This is a genomic window from Azospirillum sp. UFLA03-27, assembly GCF_059803775.1.
Map to the genome: position 1 here is coordinate 1 of NZ_JAUQTX010000025.1, position 23,682 is coordinate 23,682.

General features: G+C 69.0%; 21 protein-coding genes. 15 read left to right on the top strand and 6 right to left on the bottom strand.

Annotated elements, in window-relative coordinates:
• On the top strand, positions 1 to 1,109 hold a 1,109-nt coding region (locus tag Q4I23_RS06030; RefSeq protein WP_498525602.1), incomplete at its 5' end, for an acetate/propionate family kinase.
• A gap of 97 nt (positions 1,110 to 1,206) precedes the next feature.
• On the opposite strand, the gene Q4I23_RS06035 is transcribed toward Q4I23_RS06030, so the two are convergent.
• Positions 1,207 to 1,545, bottom strand: a complete 339-nt coding sequence (locus tag Q4I23_RS06035) for a hypothetical protein (protein ID WP_498525603.1) — start codon at positions 1,543 to 1,545, stop codon at positions 1,207 to 1,209.
• A 454-nt stretch (positions 1,546 to 1,999) separates the two neighbouring features.
• On the opposite strand from Q4I23_RS06035, the gene Q4I23_RS06040 reads away from it, so the two are divergent.
• A complete protein-coding gene (locus Q4I23_RS06040) occupies positions 2,000 to 2,440 on the top strand; it encodes a CBS domain-containing protein (protein WP_454019254.1) in 441 nt (146 codons plus the stop codon).
• A gap of 60 nt (positions 2,441 to 2,500) precedes the next feature.
• Here the strand turns inward: Q4I23_RS06040 and Q4I23_RS06045 are convergent, their stop codons facing one another.
• The gene (locus tag Q4I23_RS06045; RefSeq protein ID WP_454019255.1) at positions 2,501 to 3,775 is read right to left on the bottom strand and encodes a hypothetical protein; all 1,275 of its coding nucleotides are present in this window, start codon (positions 3,773 to 3,775) and stop codon (positions 2,501 to 2,503) included.
• A 166-nt stretch (positions 3,776 to 3,941) separates the two neighbouring features.
• Here Q4I23_RS06045 and Q4I23_RS06050 point away from each other — a divergent pair, with 166 nt between their 5' ends.
• Entirely contained in the window at positions 3,942 to 5,111 is a 1,170-nt protein-coding gene (locus Q4I23_RS06050) for a DUF3095 family protein (RefSeq protein ID WP_498525604.1), read from the top strand.
• A 7-nt stretch (positions 5,112 to 5,118) separates the two neighbouring features.
• Here Q4I23_RS06050 and Q4I23_RS06055 read toward each other — a convergent pair whose 3' ends face one another.
• Positions 5,119 to 5,568, bottom strand: a complete 450-nt coding sequence (locus Q4I23_RS06055) for a YccF domain-containing protein (protein WP_454019257.1) — start codon at positions 5,566 to 5,568, stop codon at positions 5,119 to 5,121.
• A 232-nt stretch (positions 5,569 to 5,800) separates the two neighbouring features.
• Here Q4I23_RS06055 and Q4I23_RS06060 point away from each other — a divergent pair, with 232 nt between their 5' ends.
• On the top strand, positions 5,801 to 6,361 hold the full coding sequence (locus Q4I23_RS06060; RefSeq protein ID WP_237903037.1) for a hypothetical protein: 561 nt from the start codon (positions 5,801 to 5,803) through the stop codon (positions 6,359 to 6,361).
• 244 nt (positions 6,362 to 6,605) lie between these two features.
• Positions 6,606 to 7,376: an alpha/beta fold hydrolase gene (locus tag Q4I23_RS06065; RefSeq protein ID WP_498525605.1), complete on the top strand. Its 771-nt coding sequence runs from the start codon at positions 6,606 to 6,608 to the stop codon at positions 7,374 to 7,376.
• A 29-nt stretch (positions 7,377 to 7,405) separates the two neighbouring features.
• Here Q4I23_RS06065 and Q4I23_RS06070 read toward each other — a convergent pair whose 3' ends face one another.
• Positions 7,406 to 8,068 carry a LuxR C-terminal-related transcriptional regulator gene (locus tag Q4I23_RS06070; protein ID WP_454019388.1) on the bottom strand — a complete coding sequence of 221 codons (663 nt, stop codon included), beginning with the start codon at positions 8,066 to 8,068 and terminating at the stop codon, positions 7,406 to 7,408.
• Between the two features lie 247 nt (positions 8,069 to 8,315).
• Positions 8,316 to 9,005, bottom strand: coding sequence for a LuxR C-terminal-related transcriptional regulator (locus Q4I23_RS06075; RefSeq protein ID WP_237903040.1), 690 nt, complete (start codon positions 9,003 to 9,005; stop codon positions 8,316 to 8,318).
• 562 nt (positions 9,006 to 9,567) lie between these two features.
• On the opposite strand from Q4I23_RS06075, the gene Q4I23_RS06080 reads away from it, so the two are divergent.
• Complete coding sequence (locus Q4I23_RS06080) at positions 9,568 to 11,919, top strand: ATP-dependent helicase (RefSeq protein ID WP_454019259.1); 2,352 nt, start codon at positions 9,568 to 9,570, stop codon at positions 11,917 to 11,919.
• A gap of 94 nt (positions 11,920 to 12,013) precedes the next feature.
• Positions 12,014 to 13,252 (top strand): hypothetical protein, encoded by a 1,239-nt coding sequence (locus Q4I23_RS06085; protein WP_498525606.1) that lies wholly within the window; start codon positions 12,014 to 12,016, stop codon positions 13,250 to 13,252.
• A gap of 40 nt (positions 13,253 to 13,292) precedes the next feature.
• On the opposite strand, the gene Q4I23_RS06090 is transcribed toward Q4I23_RS06085, so the two are convergent.
• Entirely contained in the window at positions 13,293 to 14,363 is a 1,071-nt protein-coding gene (locus Q4I23_RS06090; RefSeq protein ID WP_498525607.1) for a PDZ domain-containing protein, read from the bottom strand.
• A gap of 303 nt (positions 14,364 to 14,666) precedes the next feature.
• Between Q4I23_RS06090 and Q4I23_RS06095 the strand changes: the two genes are divergently transcribed.
• From Q4I23_RS06095 to recN, 8 genes are all read left to right on the top strand, one after another.
• On the top strand, positions 14,667 to 15,581 hold the full coding sequence (locus tag Q4I23_RS06095; protein WP_498525608.1) for a 50S ribosomal protein L11 methyltransferase: 915 nt from the start codon (positions 14,667 to 14,669) through the stop codon (positions 15,579 to 15,581).
• A gap of 67 nt (positions 15,582 to 15,648) precedes the next feature.
• A complete protein-coding gene (locus Q4I23_RS06100; protein WP_014241242.1) occupies positions 15,649 to 16,110 on the top strand; it encodes a tellurite resistance TerB family protein in 462 nt (153 codons plus the stop codon).
• A gap of 109 nt (positions 16,111 to 16,219) precedes the next feature.
• On the top strand, positions 16,220 to 18,250 hold the full coding sequence (locus Q4I23_RS06105) for an aminopeptidase P family protein (RefSeq protein ID WP_498525609.1): 2,031 nt from the start codon (positions 16,220 to 16,222) through the stop codon (positions 18,248 to 18,250).
• 364 nt (positions 18,251 to 18,614) lie between these two features.
• Positions 18,615 to 18,980, top strand: a complete 366-nt coding sequence (locus Q4I23_RS06110) for a chemotaxis response regulator CheY (protein ID WP_014241240.1) — start codon at positions 18,615 to 18,617, stop codon at positions 18,978 to 18,980.
• Between the two features lie 3 nt (positions 18,981 to 18,983).
• The gene (locus Q4I23_RS06115; protein ID WP_498525610.1) at positions 18,984 to 20,087 is read left to right on the top strand and encodes a protein phosphatase CheZ; all 1,104 of its coding nucleotides are present in this window, start codon (positions 18,984 to 18,986) and stop codon (positions 20,085 to 20,087) included.
• Positions 20,088 to 20,287: 200 nt separating this feature from the next.
• Positions 20,288 to 21,025, top strand: coding sequence for a protein phosphatase CheZ (locus tag Q4I23_RS06120; protein WP_035675428.1), 738 nt, complete (start codon positions 20,288 to 20,290; stop codon positions 21,023 to 21,025).
• 128 nt (positions 21,026 to 21,153) lie between these two features.
• Complete coding sequence (locus Q4I23_RS06125) at positions 21,154 to 21,972, top strand: outer membrane protein assembly factor BamD (protein WP_014241237.1); 819 nt, start codon at positions 21,154 to 21,156, stop codon at positions 21,970 to 21,972.
• Positions 21,973 to 21,980: 8 nt separating this feature from the next.
• Positions 21,981 to 23,651: a DNA repair protein RecN gene (gene recN / locus Q4I23_RS06130; RefSeq protein ID WP_498525611.1), complete on the top strand. Its 1,671-nt coding sequence runs from the start codon at positions 21,981 to 21,983 to the stop codon at positions 23,649 to 23,651.
• Positions 23,652 to 23,682 lie beyond the last annotated feature (31 nt).

The window sequence follows — 23,682 nt, forward strand, 5'->3', positions numbered from 1 at the left end:
GGCTGCGGGTGACCATCAACGGCCAGATCTCCGGCATCGGCACCGAACCGAAGTTCGAGGCCAAGGACGCCGCCAAGCGCCCGCTGGCCGAGCGGGTCTGGGCGGCCGGCGAGCCGTCCGACCGCACCGCCCTGCTGGCCTTCCTGCTGGAGTGGATCGAAGGGCGGCTGGACGGGGCGAAGCTGCTGGCCGCCGGCCACCGCGTCGTGCATGGCGGCACCCGCCACGCCGCCCCGGTGCTGCTGACCCCGGCGGTGATGGAGGAGCTTGAGAGCTTTATTCCGCTGGCCCCGCTGCACCAGCCGCACAACCTCGCCGCCATCCGCGCGCTGGCCGAGGCCCATCCGGAACTGCCGCAGGTCGCCTGCTTCGACACCGCCTTCCACCGCGGCCAGCCCTGGCAGTCGCAGATGTTCGCCATCCCGCGGGAGCTGACCGACGAGGGCGTGCGCCGTTACGGCTTCCACGGCCTGTCCTACGAGTACATCGCCCGCCGCCTGCCGGAGCTGGCGCCCGAACTGGCGGACGGCCGCGTGGTCGTCGCCCACCTGGGCAGCGGCGCCAGCATGTGCGCCATCCACGCCGGGCGCAGCGTGGACAGCACCATGGGCTTTACGGCGCTGGACGGGCTGCCCATGGGCACCCGCTGCGGCAACATCGACCCCGGTGTGCTGATCTACCTGATGCGCCAGAAGGGCATGGGCGCCGACGCCATCGAGAAGCTGCTCTACAACAAGTCGGGCCTGCTCGGCGTGTCGGGCCTGTCCAACGACATGCGCGCCCTGCTGGACAGCGCGGACCCGCAAGCCGAGGAGGCGGTGGAGCTGTTCTGCTTCCGCATCGCCAAGGAGACGGGCGCGCTCGCCGCGTCGATGGGCGGCATCGATGCCCTGGTCTTCACCGCCGGCATCGGCGAGCGCTCCGCTCCGGTGCGGGCGCGGGTGGGCGACAAGCTGGCCTGGCTCGGCGTGGTCCTCGACCCGGCGGCGAACGAGGCCAACGGCCCGCTGATCTCCGCCCCGAACAGTCGCATCCCCGTCTACGTCATCCCGACCGACGAGGAGCAGATGATCGCCCTGCACAGCCGCAAGGCGCTGGAATCCGCCTGACCGGCGGTCCGTCCGGGGCCGCCGAATGAAGGCTGAATGAAGAAGGCCCGCCGTCGTGACGGCGGGCCTTCCTTTTGCGGGGGAGAGCGGTCGGCGTTTACAGACCTTTCCAGAGCTTCAGATACTCGATCAACTTGCGCGTGTGGAGCGGCGGCGGTTGGTGGAAGCGGGCAACCAGACCGGCCTGCTCGTCCATCTTCACGACGACGCCCCGGCAGGCGAAATCCGAATGTTCCTCGCCAAGCCGGAAGAGGATGCGGAAGTCGAACTGCTGCTTGGCGATCAAGTCCCCGTCATAGGGGCGGATGCGGAAAGACCCGAGGACGAATTCCTCCGGCACATATTCGTGGCTGTCGATCCGGATGGTCGGGGGATCGGTGGGGCGTTCCTTGGCGTTGGACGCGGAAGCCGCGGTGGATTTGCCTCGTCCGCTCAATTTCGACAACCACGACATGGCGGCCCAGGCCCTTTCCAGACGACATCGTGACAGAACTGCAATTGTCCGGAGTTTCGGACCTATTTCCTTTAATAATGGTTAAGCTTGATCCGCCAGCGAAAATGGTCTGATTTTCCGTGCCAGAACCACCGCCGTCAGGCAATGGTGAGTGGTTTTGTCGCATGTTGCGCTGTCATGGCAACCATGAGGTTGTTTTACGGTGGCTTTGCTCGTCAAGTGATGAGGAAGTGATTACCTTTTCAACACTTGATAAATAGGTCTGTGGGCAGATTCCGCCCATTTCGGCATTTCGCAGATGCGGCATTCTTTTCGCGTTCGCAAATGAACAGCAAAAGGAGGCGCGCGCCGACGACGAGGCGCGGGCGCGGCGGTCAGACCAATGAAAACAGCCGCCGTGGTCTTCCAAAACATCCGCACTTGGAGGAGGAAAGCCATGATGCATCGCAACATCGGAGATCTTTTGAACCGCCGCCGCGTGATCAGCCTTCCGGCGGGGGCGTCGGTGCGGGATGCCGCGCGGCAGATGAAGGCCGCCCATGTGGCGTCCGTCGTGGTCACCGCCTCCGTCGACGAACAGATCGAAGGCATCTTCACCGAGCGTGACCTGACCGACCGCGTGGTGGCCGACGGGCTGGATCCGGATCAGACCCGGCTGTCGGAGGTGATGACCCCGTGCCCGGTCACCGCGGCCCACGACATCACGGTGGGCGAGGCGTTGCGCCGGATGGCCGACCATGGCCTGCGGCATCTGCCCGTCGTCCGCGACGGCCGCGTCGTCGGCGTCGTGTCCATGCGCGACTTCATGGGCGAGGAGCTGATGCTGATCGAGCATGAGCGGGAGATGATGGACAGCCTGACCGAAGTCATGATGTGACCGCGCCCGAAGCCTCCCACGCACTCCGGGCAGCGCGGGAGGCTTCGGCGGTCGCGCTTCTTACCCCAGCTTCTTGAGAGCGGTCTCGACCTTGTCGATCTTGGTCTCGGCCTTGGTCAGGGCGGCGTGCGATTCCTTAAGCCCGTCCAGGGACACCTTTGCCTCGGCGAGCAGCGGGCCGAAGTCGGGATCCTTATCGGAAACCATGGTCGGGAAGGACTTGCGGGTGCTGGTGATCTCGTTGGCGGCGGCGAGGATCTCCTTCTTCGCCTGGGCGGCCTGCTGGCGCACCTGGGTGATGTAGAAGGTCGCCGTCTTGATCGAGGCCGCCCGCTTGTCGTCCTCCGCCTCCTCGGCGACCATCTGCTCCTGCTGCGCGCGGTCGGCCTGCCCGCCGACGTCGCGGGCGACGGTGTCGTAGAAGGCGTCGGCGTCCTGCGCCCGCTTGGCCAGCTTGCGGCAGCTCGACAGGTAGGTGGCGCGCAGGTCCAGGGCGCCCTTCAGCGCCTGTGCGGCCTCCTTGACGATGCCGGCGGCCTCGCTGGCGGCCTGGGCGGCGTCATCCTTCATCTGGTCGAGCTTCATGACGATTCCGTCCGCCCGGTCGAAGGCCCCCTGGGCCGGGTCGCGCCCGCCATACTGCTTGGGGTCGAGCTTCATCTTGGCGACGGCGGCCTTGCCCTGGGAGAACAGCTTGGCGGCCTGGACGGCGGTCGCGGCGATCTTCTTCGCCTGGGCGTCCACCGCCTTGGCGGCGGTCTGGACCGCGGCGGCCTGGGCCTTCGCCTCCTTGGCGTTGCCCGCCCCCTGCGCCTCCAGCACGTTGCGCAGCGCGAGGTCGGCGTTGGCGGCGGCCTGATCGAGCAGCTTGACGTCGGCGTTGGCGGTCTTCAGCAGCCCGTCGATCTGCACCGCGACCTTGTCGGCGATGGCGCGGGCGGCCTTGCCCTGCTCCTCGGCCTCCTTGGCCTTTTCCGCCTCGGCGTCCTCGCGCATCTCGGCGATGCGCTCGTTGACGGCCACGCCGGCGCGGCGCCCGATGTCGTCCAGCGACTGCCCGAGCTTCTTCAGCTCCGCGGCGATGGTCGCGACGCCTTCGGCCTTGGCCGACTTCTCCAGCGTCGTCTGATAGGCGGTGGCGCTCTTCACATAGTCGAGCAGCGCCTTCTCCAGCGCCTTGGCGTCGCTCTTGCCAAGCGCGCTGTCGAGCGCCTTGGTCACGTCCTCCAGCCCGGACTTGTGGAAGACGCCCATGAACTTGGCGCTCGGCTTCTTCTTGCCGGTGGCGGTTTCAAAAGCCGTCTTGGCGGATTTCCAGTCGTTCGCGAATCCCATGGCGTTCCTCCCCGGATTGGACGGCGGCACGATGGAACGGACGGCTTTGAGCGACAATCCGGGATGGGTCCATTGCGGATGGGTTCAGGAAGCGATTCATGGGAGTGATTCACAGGGCGCGGGCCGGGGCGTAGACTGGAGCGGCCCGTCTCCGGAAACTCCTGGCGTGAGGAAGGCGATGCTTCTGCCGTCCATCCGCGACTTCACCGCCGAAGCCGCCGATCCCTCCCATTACGCGGCGTTGGACGGCGACTGGTCGCTGGCCGTCGCCGACGTGGTGGCGAGCACCCGTCTGGCCGGAGAGGGGCGGCACCGCGACGTGAATTTCGTGGCCGCCGCGGTGGTCGCCGTCCTGTCGGAGGCGGTGCGGGAGCCGGAACAGGCCCCCGCCTGCCAGTTCGGTGGGGATGGCGCCATCGCCGCGGTTCCGCCGGGCCGCCGCGCGGCGGCGGAGCAGGCGCTGTCGGCGCTCGCCCATTGGGCGGCGACGGAGATGGACGTGCCTCTGCGCGTCGGCCTCGTGCCGGTGCAGGCGCTTCTCGACGAGGGGCTGGAGGTCTTGGTCGCCCTGCAGGATTTCGGCAATGGCGACGCCTTCGGCCTGTTCCTCGGGCGCGGGGTCACGGCGGCGGACGCCTGGGTGAAGGCCGATCCGCGCTGGCGGCTGGAGCCGCGGCCCGGCCCGCTGACCGGGCTGGAGGGTGTATCCTGCCGCTGGAATCCGGTGAACAGCGGACGCGGGGTGATCCTGTGCGTGATCGTCGATCCGTTGCCCGGTGGCAGTCTGGGGCTGTCGATTCTGGCCCGGGTCCAGGCCGACATCGAACGGATCGTGCCGACCGCCACGGCGGCGCCGCTCGGCATGGGGGAACGGCTGGCGGTGCGCTGGCCGCCCTCCTGGCGGTCGCTGTGGCTGGAGGCGCGGACGCGCCCGCGCGGGCGGCGGCTGGCCTGCGCCCTGTCGCTTCTCGGGAAATCCGCGCTGCTTGCCGCGATTCTGGGCGGCGGGTGGCGGGTGGCCGGCTTCGATCCGGACCGCTACCGCCGAGGCATGGCCGAACGGTCGGACTTCCGCAAGTCGGCGGGCGGGCCGCGCCTCGTCCTGGACGTGACGGAGGCGGAGGCCAGCGCCATCGAGGCCATGCTGGCCGGCCACGCGGCGGCCGGGCGCATCCGATACGGCACGGCGCGGGCGACGGCCTCCACGGTGACCTGCCTGGTCGGCGACCTCGCCGCCGACCGGCACGTCCATTTCGTGGATGGGGCGGACCTCGGCTTCTGGCGGGCCTCGGTCATGCTGAAGGGTATGGCGGAGCGGGAGTCGTCCGCTCCGTAGGCTCCGCTCAGTAGGCCCCGCGGCCGAGCAGTCGGCGGCGGGATTCCGCCTCGTCCACCGTCACGATCTCGGTGCCGACCGGCCACAGGGCCAGCAGGGCGAGCTTCAGGTGCGCCCAGGCGAAGGGCAGGCCGATGATGGTGATGGCGAGGCCGACCGCGGCCACCAAGTGGCCGAGCGCCAGCCACCAGCCGGCCAGCACGAACCACAGGATGTTGCCCAGCGTGCCGAGCAGGCCGGTGCCGATGTCCTCGCGGCCACGGAACTCATCCCGGCGGACGGCGGTTTGTCCAAAGGGCAACAGGGTGTACCAGGCGATCGTGAAGGCGGATCGCGCCCACGGAATGCCGACGATGGTGAGGACCATCAGGACGGCCGCGAAGAGCCATCCCGCGGCCATCCAGATGCCGCCGGTCACCACCCACAGGATGTTGAGAAGAAGGCTGAGGAAGGGCATCGGGTGTTTCTCCTTTTGTCCGCACATGTGGGGATGGCGGGCGGCTTCGCCCAGAGGAGGGATCGGCGAAAGTGGCGCATCGAAAGATTCATCCCCTCCCGGCTTCCGGTGGCTTGAATGCCCTCCGGAAAGGCCACAGATCGAAAGAGGGACCTTTGAGCAAAAAGCGGTTCCGCAGGGAACCGGGGTCCGCGCCGCACGCCATCCAGGGTATCACCGGATCGGAGGCCGCATGAACGAGGTCCAGAACCACGAAGAGTCCACCGACGCCGCCGTCATGGGCGACGACGCCGAAAGCATGGCGCCGGTGGTCACCGCCATCCTTGGCACCGCCATTGCCGCGGCGGCCAAGCGCGCCGGCACCGCCGACGTCGCCCACGGGGTGATCGCGGGGTTGCGCCTGCTGCGCTCCGCCGCGGAATCGGAGGCCGGCTACACCATGGGGGCGGCGATCGACACCGCCATCCGCACGCGCCTGCTGGTGGAGAACCTGTCGGCCCTGCGCACCACCGGGTCCGCCCCGGTCCCGGTGCCATTGCCCGAGCCGGGACCGGGGGTGGCCATCGCGTCGGCCATCTTCGTCAGCGCCGCGGAATCCTGCCTGACCGTCAACGCCCATGCCGAGGACAACGGACCGCTGGAGATGGCCGTCTTCGCCTTCTCCACGCAGTTGATCCAGCAGCTCGGCGGGTCGCCGGACTGGCGGGATCTGATGCGCGAGCTGCACCGCCCGTCCGAGCCGCGCGACGACCGTCCGGTCGAGGCGCTTCCCGACGGCAACACCATTCATTGATGGTGCCGGCTGACTGACGTTTCCGGCCCTTGATAGTCCCAATTCTTGTGTGGATTCCGCCTATAATGGCGGGACTGCACAACAATTGGGGTAAAAACCTGCGATTTTCGGGATTTGCGGCCACCGTTCGCGCCATTTCGGGCCTTTTTATGGTACGGGACAAGGCTGCAGACCCTCCATTAGGCTCCCTGTCAATCGGCGGAGACGATCTCCGCGACGTGTTCGGGAATCGGGGAGCGGAGCCTTGACCATACACAGCAGCGCCGGGCGGCCCGCGGGGGCCGCGTTCGGCATCGTGCCGTCGTCGCCTGGCGAGGCGCCGACGTCACGCTGCGGCGCATCGCGGGAGGTGGGGCCGGGCTGCGTCGTCGCCGGCGATCCCGCCGGACGGCGCATCATCCTGGTCCATGCGGCGTCGAGCGAATCCCGGGCCTGGACCCGCCTGCTGCGCGCCGTTCCGGCGGGGCAGGAGTGGGTGGCCGTGCCGCGTCCCGATCCGGCGCCGATCGGCGGCGCCTCCCGTCTGCGCGGCGGCGACCCCGGCGTGCCGGCGGCGGCGCTGCGCCCGCTGCTGACGCTCCGCCGTTCGCGCAAGCCGCTGCTGATCGGTTGCGGCAACGGCGTGCCGGTGGCGCTGCGGGCCGTGCTGGAATTTCCGGAACTGATCGGCGGCCTTCTGCTGATCGACCCGATGACCGAGGAGGCGGCCCGGCCGGGCGTGTTCCGCCGCATCGCCGCCCGCATCCTGCCGCCGGTCGTCCGCGACAGCGCGGCGGAGCTTCAGGCCATGGCGCCCGCGCTCGACGCGGTCCGTGTGCCGGTCACGCTGGTGCAGGGGAAGGACGTGCCGGACGGCTTTGCGGGCGCGTCCTTTCTGGAGCAGCGCTTGACCGGTTGCCGCAACCTGACGGTGGTGACCGTTCCCGGTCAGCAGGTTCTGCCCGCCAAGCACGAAGCGGCCATCCGCGGCGCTCTGGCCGCGCTGGTCGCTTCGGTGGAGCGGGGAGGGGCCTGAGCGGAGCAGGCCCGGAAAAGGGCGTCCGGTCAGAGACCGTTCGCGGTGATCGCCGCCTGGGTCCGATTGCGCACGCCGAGCTGGCGCAGGATCGCTGTCACATGCACCTTCACCGTGCCTTCAGTCAGGCCCAGCTCGTGCGCGATCTGCTTGTTGGACTTGCCGTCGCGCAGGCGGTTCAGCACGTCGCGCTGGCGCGGGGTCAGCTGGTCGCCCGCCCCGTCGGCCAGGGAGCCCAGCGGACCGGCGTCCCCCGCACCGTTGCCGGCGTGCGCCGCGCTGTCGGCCATCCGGTCGCCGCGGATTGCCTGTTCCGGCAGATAGACGCCGCCGGCCAGCACCAGCTGCAGGGCACCCATCATCACCTTCGCGCTGCTCGACTTCGGGATGAAGCCGGCGGCGCCGTTTTCCAGCGCGGCCAGCAGGTCCGACCGCTTCTCCGACCCCGACACCACGACCAGCAGCGCCTTGGGAAGCCGCTGGTGGATCTCGCCGAGCAGGGAGAAGCCGTTCCATCCCGGCATGCCGAGATCCAGGAGGATCAGGTCGAAGGCGATGGCGCCGTCGCACAGGCGGCGGACGTCGTCGAACGTCCCGGCCTCGTGAAACACCATGCTGTCGTCCGACTGGGCGAGCAGACGCCGCAGCCCGTCCCGGAACAGCAGGTGATCGTCGGCAAGCAGAACGTTCAGGGTCGGCTTTTCCGCGCTGTATTCCATGATGCTCATCGTGTCGGGGCTGCGATCCAAACAAATTCGGAGCGTATTGCCGAAATAGCCATCATCATTTCGAGGCGGAAGAGGGCCTTTGGTCCTATGGCGCACCACTTATGGCGTGCCGTCGCACCCAAAGCGGGTGCTCCGGACGCGACAGCGCCGGCCGCGGGATGGCGCGGCCGGCGCTGTGGATGCCGGGAAGGCAGAACCGCAAGACGATCGATCAGACCACGTTGGCGCTGACCCCGGCGGCTTCCGCCGGCTGGTCGCCGATGCCGTTGTTCAGCGCCCAGATCGCCGCCTGGGTGCGGTTGGAGGCGTTGATCTTGCGCAGCAGGCTCTTCAGATGGACCTTCACCGTGGCCTCCGTGATATGGAGGTGGTTGGCGATCATCTTGTTGGAGTTGCCGTTCAGCAGGCAGCGCAGGATCTGGATCTCGCGCTGGGACAGGCCCTTGCGGCGGGCCGGGACCTCGGTCGCCAGCTCTTCGCTGCGGCCGTTGATCAGCAGCTCGGCCAGATGGGTCGGGAACACCTTCTCGCCCATCATCACCAGCTTCAGCGACTGCATCAGCGCTTCGCAGGCGATGTCCTTCATCAGGTAGCCGTGGGCGCCGGCGCCGAGCGCGCCCGACAGGCGGCGGGTGCACAGGTCGGTGGTCAGGATGACGACGCGGATGCCGGGGTGGCCGTCGCGCAGGGCGCGGAGCTGGTCGGCCTCGTCCTCGCCGCCGTTGACGAGGTCGATGAGGACCAGGTCGGGCTGGGTGCCCGCCGCCTCGACCGCGGGGACGCCCTCGCGCAGGGTGCCGGCCTCGCCCATCACCTTGAAGGGCGTGTTCTCGAACAGACGCTTCATGCCTTCGCGGAAGAGCTTGTTCGCGTCGATCAGGAAAACGTTCACGGGGTCCATTGTTCCTACCCGCCCTCTGTTTGTTTCAATTCGGTCGTTCGTCTGGCGCCTCCGTGGACATCCGGTCCGGGGGGAGGGCCGCTCTCCGCGGCTGTCCGTTTGGTTCCGGGGTGCCACGATCTGATTGGACCTTACCCCGGATTTGCGGAACAGAAAATTTCCCCAAAGGAAAAATTATGTCTCGCAATGGGCATATGCCCTAAGCCGAAATAAGACAAAACGTCCAACGAACCGTTCACGAATGTCTCACCTGGAATAATCAATCGGTCCTGAATTCGGTTCAGCCTGTGATTTGTCTGTGACTGTGGGTGATTCTTGGGATCCTATGGCCGATGTGACTTCGAGCGATTGTGATAAGACAAGCGCTATGGTGTCGGACATAGTGCGGACAGAGTTCATCCTGGCCCATGGGCCTAGTTCCATGCCCATTGGCGGAGCGTCCCGGCCGTTCCGTCAAGGGAAGGGGTTCGATGCGCCGGGGGGCGTGCTATATACGGTGTCTTCATTCGATGAAGGGCGTCTCCCGACCGCGGGAGAGCCCACCCAGGAACTCCGGTGCCGCATGTCCGATCCCTACGCCTACGACGATCCGCTGGGCCATGATCCCCTCAGCCACGCGGGCGCCCCGGCGCCCGCGCCGGCGCAGCGTTTCGCCTATCTGGACGGGCTGAATCCCGTGCAGCGCGAGGCGGTCGAGGCCATGGACGGCCCGGTTCTGGTGCTGGCCGGCGCCGGCACGGGCAAGACGCGCGTTCTGACCACCCGGCTGGCCCATTTGCTGATGACGCGCCGCGCCGCCGCCTTCCAGATCCTGGCGGTGACCTTCACCAACAAGGCCGCCCGCGAAATGCGGGAGCGCGTCGCCCATCTGGTGGGGATCGAGCCGGAGGGCTGGTGGCTGGGCACCTTCCATGCGCTGGCCGCGCGCATCCTGCGCCGCCACGCCGAGCTGGTGGGGCTGAAGTCCAACTTCACCATCCTCGACACCGACGACCAGATCCGCCTGATCAAGCAGCTTCTGGAGGCGGCGAACGTCGATTCCAAGAAGTGGCCGGCGCGGCAGGTGCTGGGCGTGATCGAGCGCTGGAAGGACCGCGGCCTGACCCCGGACCGGCTGAACGAGGGCGATGGCGGCGACGTGGCCGGCGGGCGCGTGGTGGCGCTGTACCGCGCCTACCAGGAGCGGCTGCGCACGCTGAACGCCTGCGACTTCGGCGATCTCCTGCTGCACAACATCACGCTGTTCCAGAAGCACCCGGACGTGCTGGCGGAATACCACCGCAAGTTCAAATACATCCTGGTGGATGAATATCAGGACACCAACGTCGCGCAGTATCTGTGGCTGCGCATCCTCTCGCAGGCCCACAAGAACATCTGCTGCGTCGGCGACGAGGACCAGTCGATCTACGCCTGGCGCGGCGCCGAGATCGGCAACATCCTGCGCTTCGAGGCCGACTTCCCCGGCGCCACCGTCATTAAGCTGGAGCAGAACTACCGCTCCACCGGGCACATCCTGTCCGCGGCCTCCGGCCTGATCGCCAACAACAAGGGGCGGCTCGGCAAGACGCTGTGGACCCAGGCCGACGGCGGCGAGCCGGTGCGCGTGCGCGGCGTCTGGGACGGCGAGGAGGAGGCCCGCTGGGTCGGCGACGAGATCGAGGCGCTGCAGCGCCAGGGCGTCTCGCTCGCCCAGATCGCCGTCCTGGTCCGCGCCGGCTTCCAGACCCGCGAGTTCGAAGAGCGCTTCATCACGCTGGGCCTGCCCTACCGGGTGATCGGCGGCCCGCGCTTCTACGAGCGGCAGGAGATCCGCGACGCGATGGCCTATCTGCGCGTCGTCAACTCCCCCGACGACGATCTGGCCTTCGAGCGCATCGTCAACGTGCCCAAGCGCGGTGTCGGCCCGGCGGCCCTGCAATGCCTCTATCAGGCGGCGCGTTCGCGCGGGATGCCGCTGACCGAGGCGGGCTGGGCGCTGACCGAGACGGACGAGCTGAAGCCCAAGGTGCGTGGCGTGATGCGCAACCTGCTTCAGGACTTCTTCCGCTGGCGCACCCTGTCGGCGACCATGCCGCACACCGAACTGGCCCGCATGGTGCTGGACGAGTCCGGCTACACCCGCATGTGGCAGGAGGACAAGACGCCCGAGGCGCCGGGCCGGCTGGAGAACCTGAAGGAACTTATCACCGCCATGGCGGAGTTCGAGAACCTGTCGGGCTTCCTGGAGCATGTCGCCCTGGTCATGGAGAACGCCGAGGCCGCCGGCGTCGATCAGGTCACGGTGATGACCCTGCACGGCGCCAAGGGGCTTGAGTTCGACATGGTCTTCCTGCCCGGCTGGGAGGAGGGCGTGTTTCCCAACCAGCGTGCGCTGGACGAGACCGGCATCGCCGGGCTGGAGGAGGAGCGCCGCCTCGCCTATGTCGGGCTGACCCGGGCGCGCAAGCGGGCCTACATCAGCCACGCCGCCAACCGACGGCTCTACGGCAATTGGGTCAGCGCCATCCCCTCCCGCTTCGTCGAGGAGATCCCCGGCGGCGACGTCGAGGCGGAGGCGGCGAGCGGCCTCTACCCCGGCGGCAACGCCGGCAACGGCTTCGGCGGCGGCTTCGGCGGAGGAGGGAGCTTCCGCGACTCGTCGAGCTACGCCGCCTTCCGCGCCGGCCAGCAGGCGGCGGGCCGGCAGCAGCCCCCGTCGCCGCGCACCATCACGCTGGACAGCGGTTCCTATCAGGTCGCTCCCCGCGCCCGCCCGAACGCGCCCTTCCCGAAGGGGGCGCGGGTGTTCCATCAGAAGTTCGGCTACGGCACCGTCACGGCGGTCGACCAGGACAAGCTGGAGATCGACTTCGACCAGGCCGGTAGCAAGAAGGTGATGGACAGCTTCGTGGTGCCGGCGGAGAAGGCGGGCTGACGCAGGCGGGATGGTCGGGGCAGGGTGACCGATTGCCGCAGCGCCCCGCTGCGGTGACGATCGTCACAGGCCGGGCGGCGGCGTTCGGCTACTGGTGGGGTCCAGACAGCGCACCCACAGCCACGGAACCCGCCCAGTGTTCGGCAAGAGCAGCACCGCGTTCGAGGTCCAGATCCGCCGCGAGAGCCGCTGGACCATCGAGGGGACCTACGACGACGAGCGCCGGGCCCTGGCCTCCGCCCGCAGTTGGCTGGCGGTCAGCGGGGTTGAGGAGGTCAAGGCCATCAAGTTCCGCTCGCTGGCCGGACTGTCGCTGGAGACGGTGATCTTCCAGAAGGCCGTCCCGGTGGTGAAGGACAAGCCGATGGCGCTGGGCGGCACGGCGGAGGGCGCGCCCTACTGCACGGCCCCCGGCGATCTCTACGGGTTCGAGTCGCGGGTGGTCGCCGGCCGGCTGCTGCGCCCCTTCCTCGACAAGTTCCGCATCACCCCGACCGAGCTTCTCCATTCCTGGACCTACCTGCGCAAGCTCGACGAGCAGAGCCTGCTGCTGGGGGCGGCGCTCCAGGCGGTGGCCCGCCACCATGCGGACCGGCATGACGTCGCGGTTCCGGCGCGGGCGCGCGAGTTGCGGGCTTTCGCTGACGTCGTGATGGCGCGCGCCCGCGATTTCCAGGCCGAGCGCAAGTCCCTGCCGGCCTTCGATCCCGCCGACCTGTCCCGGTCCAGCCGGGTCCTCGCCGCCGCGGTGGGGGAGGAGGGACACGACTTCGCCTTTCTCAGCCAGCTCACCGTCCATCTGGCCGACCGCAATTCGCTGGCGGGCAAGCTGGCGATGCTGCTCGACCTGATCGGGCCGGAGGTGGAGCCGCGGCACCTCGCCCTACTCGATGGGGTGATGGCCGACGCGCTGGGCTCCGCCGAGCTGGTGAAGGAGCTTCTCGGCGCGCAGCCGAACCTCGCCCTGGGGCTGTGCGCTCTGGCCGACCTGATCCTGGGCCGCGACCCGCAGCCGAAGAGCGAGCCGGTCAGCCCCCTGCTCGCCCATGTCGGGGCGCTGATCGTCCAGGGGCGCGCGCCCTGCTGCCGCGCCGTCCTGCTGGAGCGCATCCAGCACTCGCTGAACGGCACCCAGCCGCTCGACCGCCGTGACCCGAAGAAGGAGGCGCTGCTGGCCGACCACCTCGCCACCCATCTGCGCGATCCGCAGGGGCGCCTGCTCGGCGGCGCCGAGGTGGAGAAGGCGCTGGCCCGCCGCCTGATCCGCCACCGTCAGGCGATCCTGCGCGAGCAGGGGATGCACGACATCGCGGACCGGCTGTCGGGTCGGTGAGCGGCGGAGCGGTGGTGCCGGGTCGGACCGGGGCTTCGCCTCACGGCGCCGACGGCGACCAGGCCAGTTCGATCAGCGGCTGGTCCTGCCGCAGCGCTTCGTAGATCTCCGCGCCCTTCCCGCGGTCCGTCTCGCACATCATCATCAGCACGTCGGAGTCGGCGTTGGCCGACGTGCAGACCTTCGAATCCCGGGTGCAGGTCGGCCGCGGGTGCGGCGCCAGCCAGTATCCGGGTTGAGCCTTCCGCGCCGCCTCCAAAAAGGCTGCCGTCAGCTTGGCGCTTTCCGCCTCGCTGCCGTCGTTGCGCACCGTGAACAGCGGCGAGTGCACGCCGCTCGCGAACAGGCCCGAACCGATCACCTGGGCCACGCAGAAGCGCTCCCGCACCGGCGCGGCCGGCAGGACCGGCGCCTCGGCGTACACCGCGCCCGGCGGCAGGGCCGGGGTGGTGCTGGTGATGGGGCCGACGATCAACTCGCGCAACTCGCGGGCGCGCCACAGCTTCACCAGCACGCTCTGCCCGCTGGGCACCGCGCCCAGCACGCGGCGCATCTGCACCGCATCGTCCACCGCAACGCCGCGCACCTCCAGGATCACGTCACCCCCGCGGATGCCCGACAGTTCGGCCGCCTTGCCCGGCATCAGCGCCGTCACCACCAGGCCGCGCGGCACCTCCAGCCCCACCGCCTGCGCCAGCTGGGCGGTCAACGGGCTCACGGCCGCCCCCATCGCCCCCTGCGGTTCGCGCGCCGCCGCCGGAGTGGAGCCCGCATTCGCCGCCGCCGCGGTGCCCTCCGCCGGGCAGCGCTGCTCCGCCATGAGCTGCCGCACCGCGGTGATGTGGATCATCTGCGCTTGGCGTTCGCTGCCGCTCAGAGTGGGCAGCGGGTCGTTGTAGGCTTTCAGCAACGCCGCCAGCGTCGGGCAGTCCGTCCCCCGGTAGGCGGACGCGACATCGGCCGTCATCGACGCCTCCGATCCAGACGCCGAGCCTGCCGCTCCGATCGCCAGCCCGACCGGATCGAGCGCGCAGCCCGACACCATCGCCGCTCCCGAAACCGCCACCAGCGCGGTCATCCATGCCCTGGCCGCTTTGCAAGCACGCTGCATCAAGCCCGTCTCCCCCTGCACCCACAAAACAGCCACTTGCGGACCCCTGGTCCGCTTATCCCCGGGTACAGTGTGCCCGCTCAAAAGTGGTAAGAAAAGTGGTGGCAGGCCCGTGCCGCGCTTTCGTCGGCCAAAACGTCGCACCCCGCGGTCGATCCATTCTGGCCAGCCCGCTTCCGAATGCGGCAACCCTGTGCGGCGATGGAGCCGTGCGTCCGGCCGCAGGAAATCTTTGTGTCTCGGCGTCTCTGTGGTTAAGTCTCCCACCAGACAACGACCACCCCATCATCGGCGACCTTCCCCATGTCCTCCTCCAAGCTCTGGCGCATCGCGCTCGTCATTCCCGAAGCCCACGCCCCCGCGTTCGCCGAGGCGATTGGCGATCATGCCGACGCGGTGTCCACCTTCGAGCTGGAGGAGCACGGCGACTGGCTGGTCGAGGCGACGGTCTACGGGCAGCCGGAAGAGCCGCGGCTGAACGCCCGCGTCGCCGTCCTGGCGGAGGCCATGGGCATCCCCGAGCCCAAGCTGATCGTCGAGGAGCTGCCCCTCATCGACTGGGTGTCGCACAGCTATCAAGGATTCCCGCCGATCCAGGCCGGGCGCTTCTTCGTCCACGGCTCCCACCATGAGGGCATCGTCCCGGCGGGCAGCATCCCGCTGCTGGTCGACGCCGCCACCGCCTTCGGCACGGGCGAGCACGGCTCCACCAAGGGCTGCCTGATGGCGCTGGACCGGCTGGCCCGGCGGATGAGCCTGCCGCGTCGCGGCCGGGGCGGGGCGCTCGACATGGGCTGCGGTTCGGGCATCCTGGCGCTGGCGGTGACCAAGCGCTGGCGGGTGCCGGTCACCGCCGTGGACATCGACCCGGAGGCGGTGCGCGTCACCCGCGTCAACGCCGCCCTCAACGGGGTGAAGGCCCGCATCCGCTCGCAAGGCGGCGACGGCTACCACACGGCCATCGTGGGCAAGCACAAGCCCTACCGCCTGATCACCGCCAACATCCTGGCCCGCCCGCTGGCCCGCATGGCGCCGCAGCTCAAGCGCCATCTGCAGCGCGGCGGCGTCGCCGTGCTGGCCGGCCTGCTGAACCGGCAGGAGCGCCACGTCATCCAGGCGCACCGCACGCAGGGCCTGCATCTGGTGGCGCGCATCCCGGTCGGCGAATGGACCACCCTTGTGGTGAAGCGCCCGAAGCGGAAGGCCGTAAAGGGCTGAAGCCCCTGGATTTCGGTCCTCCCGTCGCCAATGTCTTCCGGATATATGGACGACCCGCGGAGGACCGATGCTGAACCGGATCAGGGCGCTGTTCCAGGAGAACGACCCCGGCGACGACCGCCACAGGCTGGAGGCCGCCGCCGCCGCCCTTCTGGTCGAGGCCGCACGCACCGACAACACCATTTCCCAGGCGGAGCGCGAGCGCATCCTCGACGTCACCCGCCGCCACTTCCACCTGAGCGAGGAGGAGGCGCAGGACCTGCTGTCCGCCGCCGTGTTCGACACGGAGGGTGCCTCGCCCTACTACCGCTACGTCACGGTGATCAACGATCATTGTCCGCCGGACAAGCGGTTGTGGATCATCGAGATGCTGTGGGAGGTCGCCTACGCCGACGGCGAGCTGAACGACCTCGAGGCCAACCTGCTGCGCCGCATCGGCGGCCTGCTGCACGTTCCCGACGTCGACCGCGGCCTCGCCCGCAAGCGCGTCCTGGAGCGGCTGGGCCTGCCCGACGATTCGGGGCTGTAAGGCGTCCCGCCGGGGCCTTCGCGCGGCTATGCCCTTTCCCGCGCTTGCGCGGTGGGGCGTCCCTGCCTAGCCTGTCGCGGACGGCTTCACCGGATGAGGATCAGCCCCCGTGTCCAGCGCTTACCCCGGCGACGAAACCCTGGCGCAGCTCCTGGCCCAAGCGGGCCTGCCCCAAACCCCCGCGGACATTCGCAGCCTCGTCGCCGGGGTGCTCGCCGCGCCGGAGGGGGAATATCCCGATGGCTGGATGGTCCTGGTCGGGACGCGGCTTCCGGAGGATCTTGCCGGGCAGCTTCGCGCCCTGAAGGGCGAAATCGCGGACAGCCGCGTCGCCGGGGCGCCGGATTACGCCGCCCGCATCGCCGCCCTGCGCGGTGTCCTGGCGCGCGCCGACCTCGACGGCTTCATCGTTCCGCGCGGCGACGAGCATCAGGGCGAGTATGTGCCGCCGCGCGCTCAGCGGCTGGCTTGGCTGACCGGCTTCACCGGATCGGCCGGCCATGCCATCGTGGGACGGCAGCGCGCCGCCATCTTCGTGGATGGGCGCTACACTCTCCAGGTCCAGACGGAGGTGTCGGGCGATCTCTACGAATACCGGCATCTGGTCGACGATCCGCTGACCGAATGGGCGGGAGAGGCGCTGCCGCGCGGGGGACGGCTCGGCTATGATCCGTGGCTGCACACCGCCGGCTGGGTGGAGCGCACCCGCCAGCAGCTGGAGCGCATCGGCCTGTCGCTGGTGCCCTGCCCGGACAACCCGGTGGACCGGGTGTGGACGGACCAGCCGCCGCCCCCGCTGGCCGCGGTGGTCGCCCAGGACCTTGTCTTCGCCGGGGAGAGCGCCGCCGACAAGCGTGCCCGCATTGCCGGTGACCTGACGCGCAACGGAATCGGCGCCGTGGTGTTGACCCAGCCCGACTCAATCGCGTGGTTGCTCAACCTGCGCGGAGCGGACGTGCCCTGCACGCCGCTGCCGCTGTCCTTCGCGATCCTGAAGGACGACGCGCAGGTGGACCTGTTCATCGACCGCCGCAAGCTGGCGCCGGGCGTCGAGGCCCATCTCGGCAACCAGGTCGCCGTGCGCGCCCCGGACGAACTGGGGGCCGCGCTCGACGGCCTGGGGCGCGAGGGGCGCAAGGTGATGGCCGACCCGGCCAGCACCTCGGCCTGGATCTTCGACCGGCTGCACATGGCCGGCGCCAAGCTGGAGCGCGACCCCGATCCCTGTGCCCTGCCCAAGGCCTGCAAGAACGAGGCGGAGCTGGCCGGTACCCGCGCCGCCCACATCCGCGACGGCGCGGCGCTCGTCCGCTTCCTGCACTGGCTGTCGCAGGAGGCGCCTTCGGGCACTGTGACGGAGATCGCGGCAGCCGACCAGCTGCTGGCCTTCCGCCGCGCCAACGACCGCTTCCGCGGCCTCAGCTTCGACACGATCTCCGGGGCCGGGCCGAACGGCGCCATCGTCCATTACCGGGTGTCGGAAGCGACCGATCGCCGGCTGGAACCGGGCAGCCTGTTCCTGCTGGACAGCGGCGCCCAGTATCAAGACGGCACCACCGACGTGACGCGCACCATCGCCATCGGCGCGCCGACTCCGGAGATGCGCGAGCGTTTCACGCTGGTCCTCAAGGGGCACATCGCCGTCAGCACGGCGCGATTCCCGCGCGGCACCACCGGATCGCAGCTCGACACGCTGGCCCGCCTGCCGCTGTGGTCGCTGGGGCTCGACTACGACCACGGCACCGGCCACGGGGTGGGCAGCTACCTCTCGGTGCATGAGGGGCCGCAGCGGATCTCCAAGGTGCCGAACAGCGTGGCGCTGCAGCCCGGCATGATCCTGTCCAACGAGCCCGGCTACTACAAGACCGGCGCCTATGGCATCCGCATCGAGAACCTGATCGTCGTCCAGCCGCTCGACCTGCCCATGGCGGAGCGGCCCATGCTGGGGTTCGAGGTGCTGACCCTGGCCCCCATCGACCGCAATCTGGTCGAGCCGGCGCTGCTGACCCAGGCAGAGATCGGTTGGCTGAACGCCTACCACACACAGGTGCGCGAGGCGCTGGAGCCGCGGCTCGCGGGTGAGGGAGATGTGGAAGTGTCGCATTGGTTGAGGCAGGCGACCTCTCCGATCATCGTTTGAGGGAAATGGCCCAGGGTGGACCGTTGCTGGCGGGGGGTGTGTGGAGCGAGAATCAGCCCGTGCGTTCGCCTGTGAAATCTGGCAAGGTCCCCACCCGGCGCAGGGGTATGTCTGATCGGACCGCCGCCGGACGCGTATCCGTGCCTTGGAGCGATGCCTCATCGCATCGGGGCGAGGCGCAAATTCGGCGGTCTTGGTAACCCGATATTTACGGGCGTACGTCAGTGTGGCCGTGAGGGATGACTTTTCGGCAGACTTAAGGCATCACAGTCGGACCAGACCGACCCCGGCGCACGCCATGCAGCGCCGGGCGGGCTGAACGCCGGGCCGGGGCCTAGCAACGGAAGAATGCGGAGACGCGTAGATGAAGATCCTTGTCGTCGATGACTACGCCACCATGCGGCGCATCGTGCGGAACCTCCTGACCCAGATCGGCTACACGGACATCGACGAGGCCGGCGACGGCGTCTCGGCCCTGCAGAAGCTGCGCGAGAGCAAGTTCGGCCTCATCATTTCCGACTGGAACATGGAACCGATGACCGGCCTGCAGCTCCTCAAGGAGATCCGCGCCGACGCCAAGCTCGCCTCGACCCCGTTCATCATGGTCACCGCCGAAAGCAAGACCGAGAACGTGATCGCCGCCAAGCAGGCCGGTGTGAACAACTACATCGTCAAGCCTTTCAACGCCGATACCCTGAAGCAGAAGATCCAGGCCGTCATCGGCGGGTAAGGAGTGGTTGGGTTGGATCAGCTTCCGCAGCTTTCCGAGGAAGAGTTCGACCAGATCGAGGAAGCGATCGCCCGCACGACCAAGGGGCGAGCCTTCCTGCGCCGCTTCCACCGCCGGGCCCATGGGGCCGCGGCGGAGGAGGTGCGCAACATGCTGCTGGAGTTCCGCAGCTCCTGGCATCAGCAGAGCGAGGCGGTGGAAGCCTCCAAGCACGTCGAGGTGCTGCGGCTGGAGCTGATGGAGATGGCGGCCTCCATTGAGCAGGCGCGGCGCGAGGTCGCGGCCCTGCGTCCGCCCGACGCCGGCGGCGACAAGATCATGTCGGCGACCAACGAGCTGGACGCCATCGTCATCTCGACCGAACGCGCGTCCTTCGAGATCCTGAACGCCGCCGAGCGGCTGATGGACCTGTCGGGCAAGCTGAAGGCGGACGGCGCCGACCCCGGCCTGTGCTCCGAGATCGAGGGGGAGGTGACGAACATCTTCACCGCCTGCTCGTTCCAGGACCTGACCGGCCAGCGCACCAGCAAGGTGGTCAACGCGCTCCGCTACATCGAGCAGCGCGTCAACGCGATGATCAACATCTGGGGCGTCGAGAAGCTCGCCGGCCTCCAGATCGCGCCTGAGAACACGGACACCCGGCCGGATTCCCATCTGCTGAACGGTCCCCAGCTCGACGGCCTCGGCGTCAGCCAGGCCGACGTGGACAGCATGTTCGACAGCCCGGCGATGGCGGCACCGCCTCCGCCGCCGGCTCCCGAACCGCCGTCCGCTCCGGCGGCGCAGGCCGGGGTCAAGTCGAGTCAGGCCGACATCGACAGCCTGTTCGACAGCCCGGCTCCAGCGCCGGCCGCTCCGGCGAAGGCCAGTCAGGCGGACATCGACAGCCTGTTCGACAGTCCGGCTCCCGCTCCTGCCGTGGCTCCGCCGGCCCCCGCTCCGGCTCCGGCCCCTGCCGCCAAGAAGCCGGTGCCGAAGCCGGCCTCGGCGGCCAAGCCCGCCCCGAAGCCGGCCCCGGTTGCCAAGCCGGCGGCCGCCCCGTCGCCCGCGGCGGACGAGCCTCCGGCGCCGCTGGATCAGGCAGCCATCGACGCCCTGTTCGGCTGACCTCACGGTCAACAAGACGGTTCGGTGTCGGATTTGTGAAGAGTTGCCGCCGCTCCAATCGGCGGGCGCATTGGGACATGAAGTTTGTTATGACGATCGTCGCCCGCCGGGCCGATGCCGGCCTTGGCGGGCAGTCCTGACCAGACGGGCCGGCGTGCGCGGATGCCCCGGACGTCCACTCGGAAAGAGGCGCAGCCCGCATGAGGAATCTCTCGAAACCCTTCATGGCGGAGCTTCAGAAGGCCCGTCGGACCGGCAATCCCTATCAGGCGGTGGTGGATGACGCCTCCGCCCTGGCGCCGGCGCTGGCGTCGCTGCCGTCCGGCCCGGTCGCCGTTGACAACAGCGACGTCATCCGCGCCATCAGCGATCTCGGCGCGAAGCTCGACCGCTTCCTGACCATGGACGCCCAGCAGATCGACCAGATCCAGGTCGAGATCGCCGACATCTCGGGCCGCATCAAGGCCACCAAGGTGGAGATGGCGGCGATCCGCCACCCGCTGGCCGGCGACGACAAGTTCGTGCAGGCGTCGCAGGAACTGAACGCCGTCGTCTCGGCGACGGAGGCCGCGACCAACACCATCATGGCCTGCGCCGAGGAGTTGGAGGAGGTCGTTCACGAGCTGAAGTCGTCGCTGCCGGAGGGCTACCACGCCGACCGCGTCAACGACATGAACGACGTGATCGTCCGCATCTACGAGGCCTGCAACTTCCAGGACCTGACCGGCCAGCGCATCACCAAGGTCGTCCGCGCCCTGTCCTTCATCGAAGAGCGCGTCGACGCGATGATGAGCCACTGGAACAAGCGCGAGTTCGAGGCGATGCCCCTGCCGCCCACCGTCACCAAGATGGACGAGACGCTGGAGTTGCACGGCCCGGCCGACCATCAGGAGATGGGCAACATCAGCCAGGCCGACATCGACGCCCTGTTCGGTTGATCGCCATCCATTCCGGGCGTTCGTCCGCGTCATGGCGGCGAGGTTCGAAATTTGTTCGCCGAAGCGGCTTGCCGCCCCCGCGCCCCGGCGTGCTATATAGGGCCAACTTCGAAAGCATCGCGACGACCATGCCCTGCCGTTTTTCCCGTCTGCCGCTTGCGGCCCTCCTCCTGGCTTCCGCCCTGACCGCCTGCTCCTCGACCAAACCCGAGGACCAGTATGTCGAGCGTCCGGCCGAGCAGATCTACCAAGAGGCCGACGCCGCCATGCGGGAGGAGCGGTTCAAGGTGGCCGCCAAGCTCTATGACGAGGTGGAGCGCCAGCACCCCTATTCCGAATGGGCGGGCAAGGCGCAGATCATGGCGGCCTACGCCCATTACCAGGATCTGAAGTACGACGACGCGATCCTGGCGCTCGACCGCTACATCCAGCTTCATCCGGGCAGCCCCGACGTCTCCTACGCCTACTACATGCGGGCGCTGTCCTATTACGAGCAGATCACCGACGTCCGCCGCGACCAGCGCATGACCCGTCTGGCGCTCGACGCGCTGTCGGAGGTCGTGCGCCGCTTCCCGGACAGCCAGTACGCCCGCGACGCCAAGATCAAGATCGACCTGACCAACGACCATCTCGCCGGCAAGGAGATGGAGGTCGGGCGCTTCTATCTGAAGCAGGGTCAGTACACCGCCGCCATCGGCCGGTTCCGCACGGTGATTGAAAACTACCAGACCACCTCCCACGTCCCTGAGGCGCTGCACCGGTTGGTGGAGTGCTATCTGGCGCTGGGAATCACGGACGAGGCGAAGACCGCCGCCGCCGTGCTCGGCCACAACTTCCCCGGCAGCGAATGGTACACGGACAGCTACGCACTGCTGGTGGACGCCAACGTGCGTCCGGAGCGAAACGAGAAGTCCTGGATCAGCAGAGCCTGGAGCTCCCTGTTCTAGGACGATCCATGCTGGCGTCGCTGACGATCCGGGACGTCGTCCTGATCGAACGGCTGGGGCTGGGCTTCCGCAAGGGTCTGTGCGTCCTCACCGGCGAGACCGGTGCGGGCAAGTCGATCCTGCTCGACGCGCTGGGATTGGCGCTCGGTGCGCGGGCCGATTCGGGCCTTGTTCGCCACGGCGCCGATCAGGCGTCGGTGACGGCGGAGTTCGATCTGTCCGGCGACCACCCGGCGCTCGCCATCCTCAAGGAGCAGGGGCTCGACCCCGAGGAGCGGCTGGTCGTCCGCCGCACCGTCAGCGCCGACGGGCGCAGCCGCGCCTGGGTCAACGACCAGGCGGTCGGCGTCGGCCTGTTGAAGCGATTGGGGGAGGAACTGGTTGAGGTCCATGGCCAGTTCGACACCCACGGCCTCCTGAATCCGCAGACCCACCGCGGCGTGCTGGACGCCTACGCCGGGCTGTCCGGCCACGCCGCCCAGGTCGCCGCCGCCCATCGGGCGTGGAGGCAGGTCGAGGACGCGCGCGCCAACGCCGCCGCCGAGATCGCCCGCGCCCGTTCGGAGGAGGAGTATCTCCGCCACGCCGTGGCCGAGCTGGATGCCCTTGCCCCGAAGCAAGGCGAGGAAGAGGAGCTGGCCGAGACCCGCGCCGTGCTGATGCACCGGGAGAAGCTGGTCGACGCCCTGAACGCCGCCTATGGGGAGCTGTCGGGCGACCGGGGGGTGGAACGCGCCCTGTCCTCGGCCATCCGCACACTGAGCCGCATCGCCGACAAGGCCGCCGGCAAGCTCGACCCGGTGATCGCCGCCCTGGACCGCGCCGCGACCGAGGCGGGGGAGGCGATCGCCGGCCTCCAGGCCGTCTCCTCCGACGTCGACATGGACCCGCAGGCGCTTGAGAAGCTGGAGGAACGGCTGTTCGCCCTGCGTGCCGCCGCCCGCAAGCACGGGGTGGACGTGGACGCGCTGGCCCCCCTGCGCAAGGACATGGCCGACCGGCTGCTGCTGATCGAGGACCAGGGCGATCTGCTGGCCCGCCTCGCCCGCGAGGCGGAGGTCGCCCGCGACGCCTACCGCAAGGCCGCCGAGTCGCTGAGCGGCGAGCGTCAGCAGGCCGCCGGCCGTCTGGACGCCGCCGTCGCCACGGAACTCGCTCCGCTGAAGCTGGAGAAGGCGAAGTTCCGCACCCTGGTCGAGCCGCTGGCCGACGAATCGGACTGGACGGCATCGGGCATGGACCGAGTGGCCTTCCAGGTCGCCACCAACCCCGGCTCGCCCCCCGGCGCGCTGAACAAGATCGCGTCGGGCGGTGAGCTGGCGCGCTTCATGCTGGCGTTGAAGGTGGTGCTGGCCCAGACCTCGACCGTCGGCACGCTGGTGTTCGACGAGGTGGACACCGGCATCGGCGGCGCCGTCGCCGCCGCGGTGGGCGAGCGTCTGAAGACGCTCGGGCAGGGCCTCCAGGTGCTGGTGGTCACCCACAGCCCGCAGGTCGCCGCCCGCGGCTCCATCCACCTCAAGGTGCAGAAATCGGTGAAGGGCGAGCAGGTGACGACCGGCGTGGTCGAGCTGGACGGCGACGACCGCCGCGAGGAGATCGCCCGCATGCTGTCCGGCGCCACCGTCACCGCCGAGGCCCGCGCCGCCGCCGACAGCCTGATCGCCGGGCGGGGGTAGTGCCTCTGTCCCCTCTCCCCTCCACTCACGC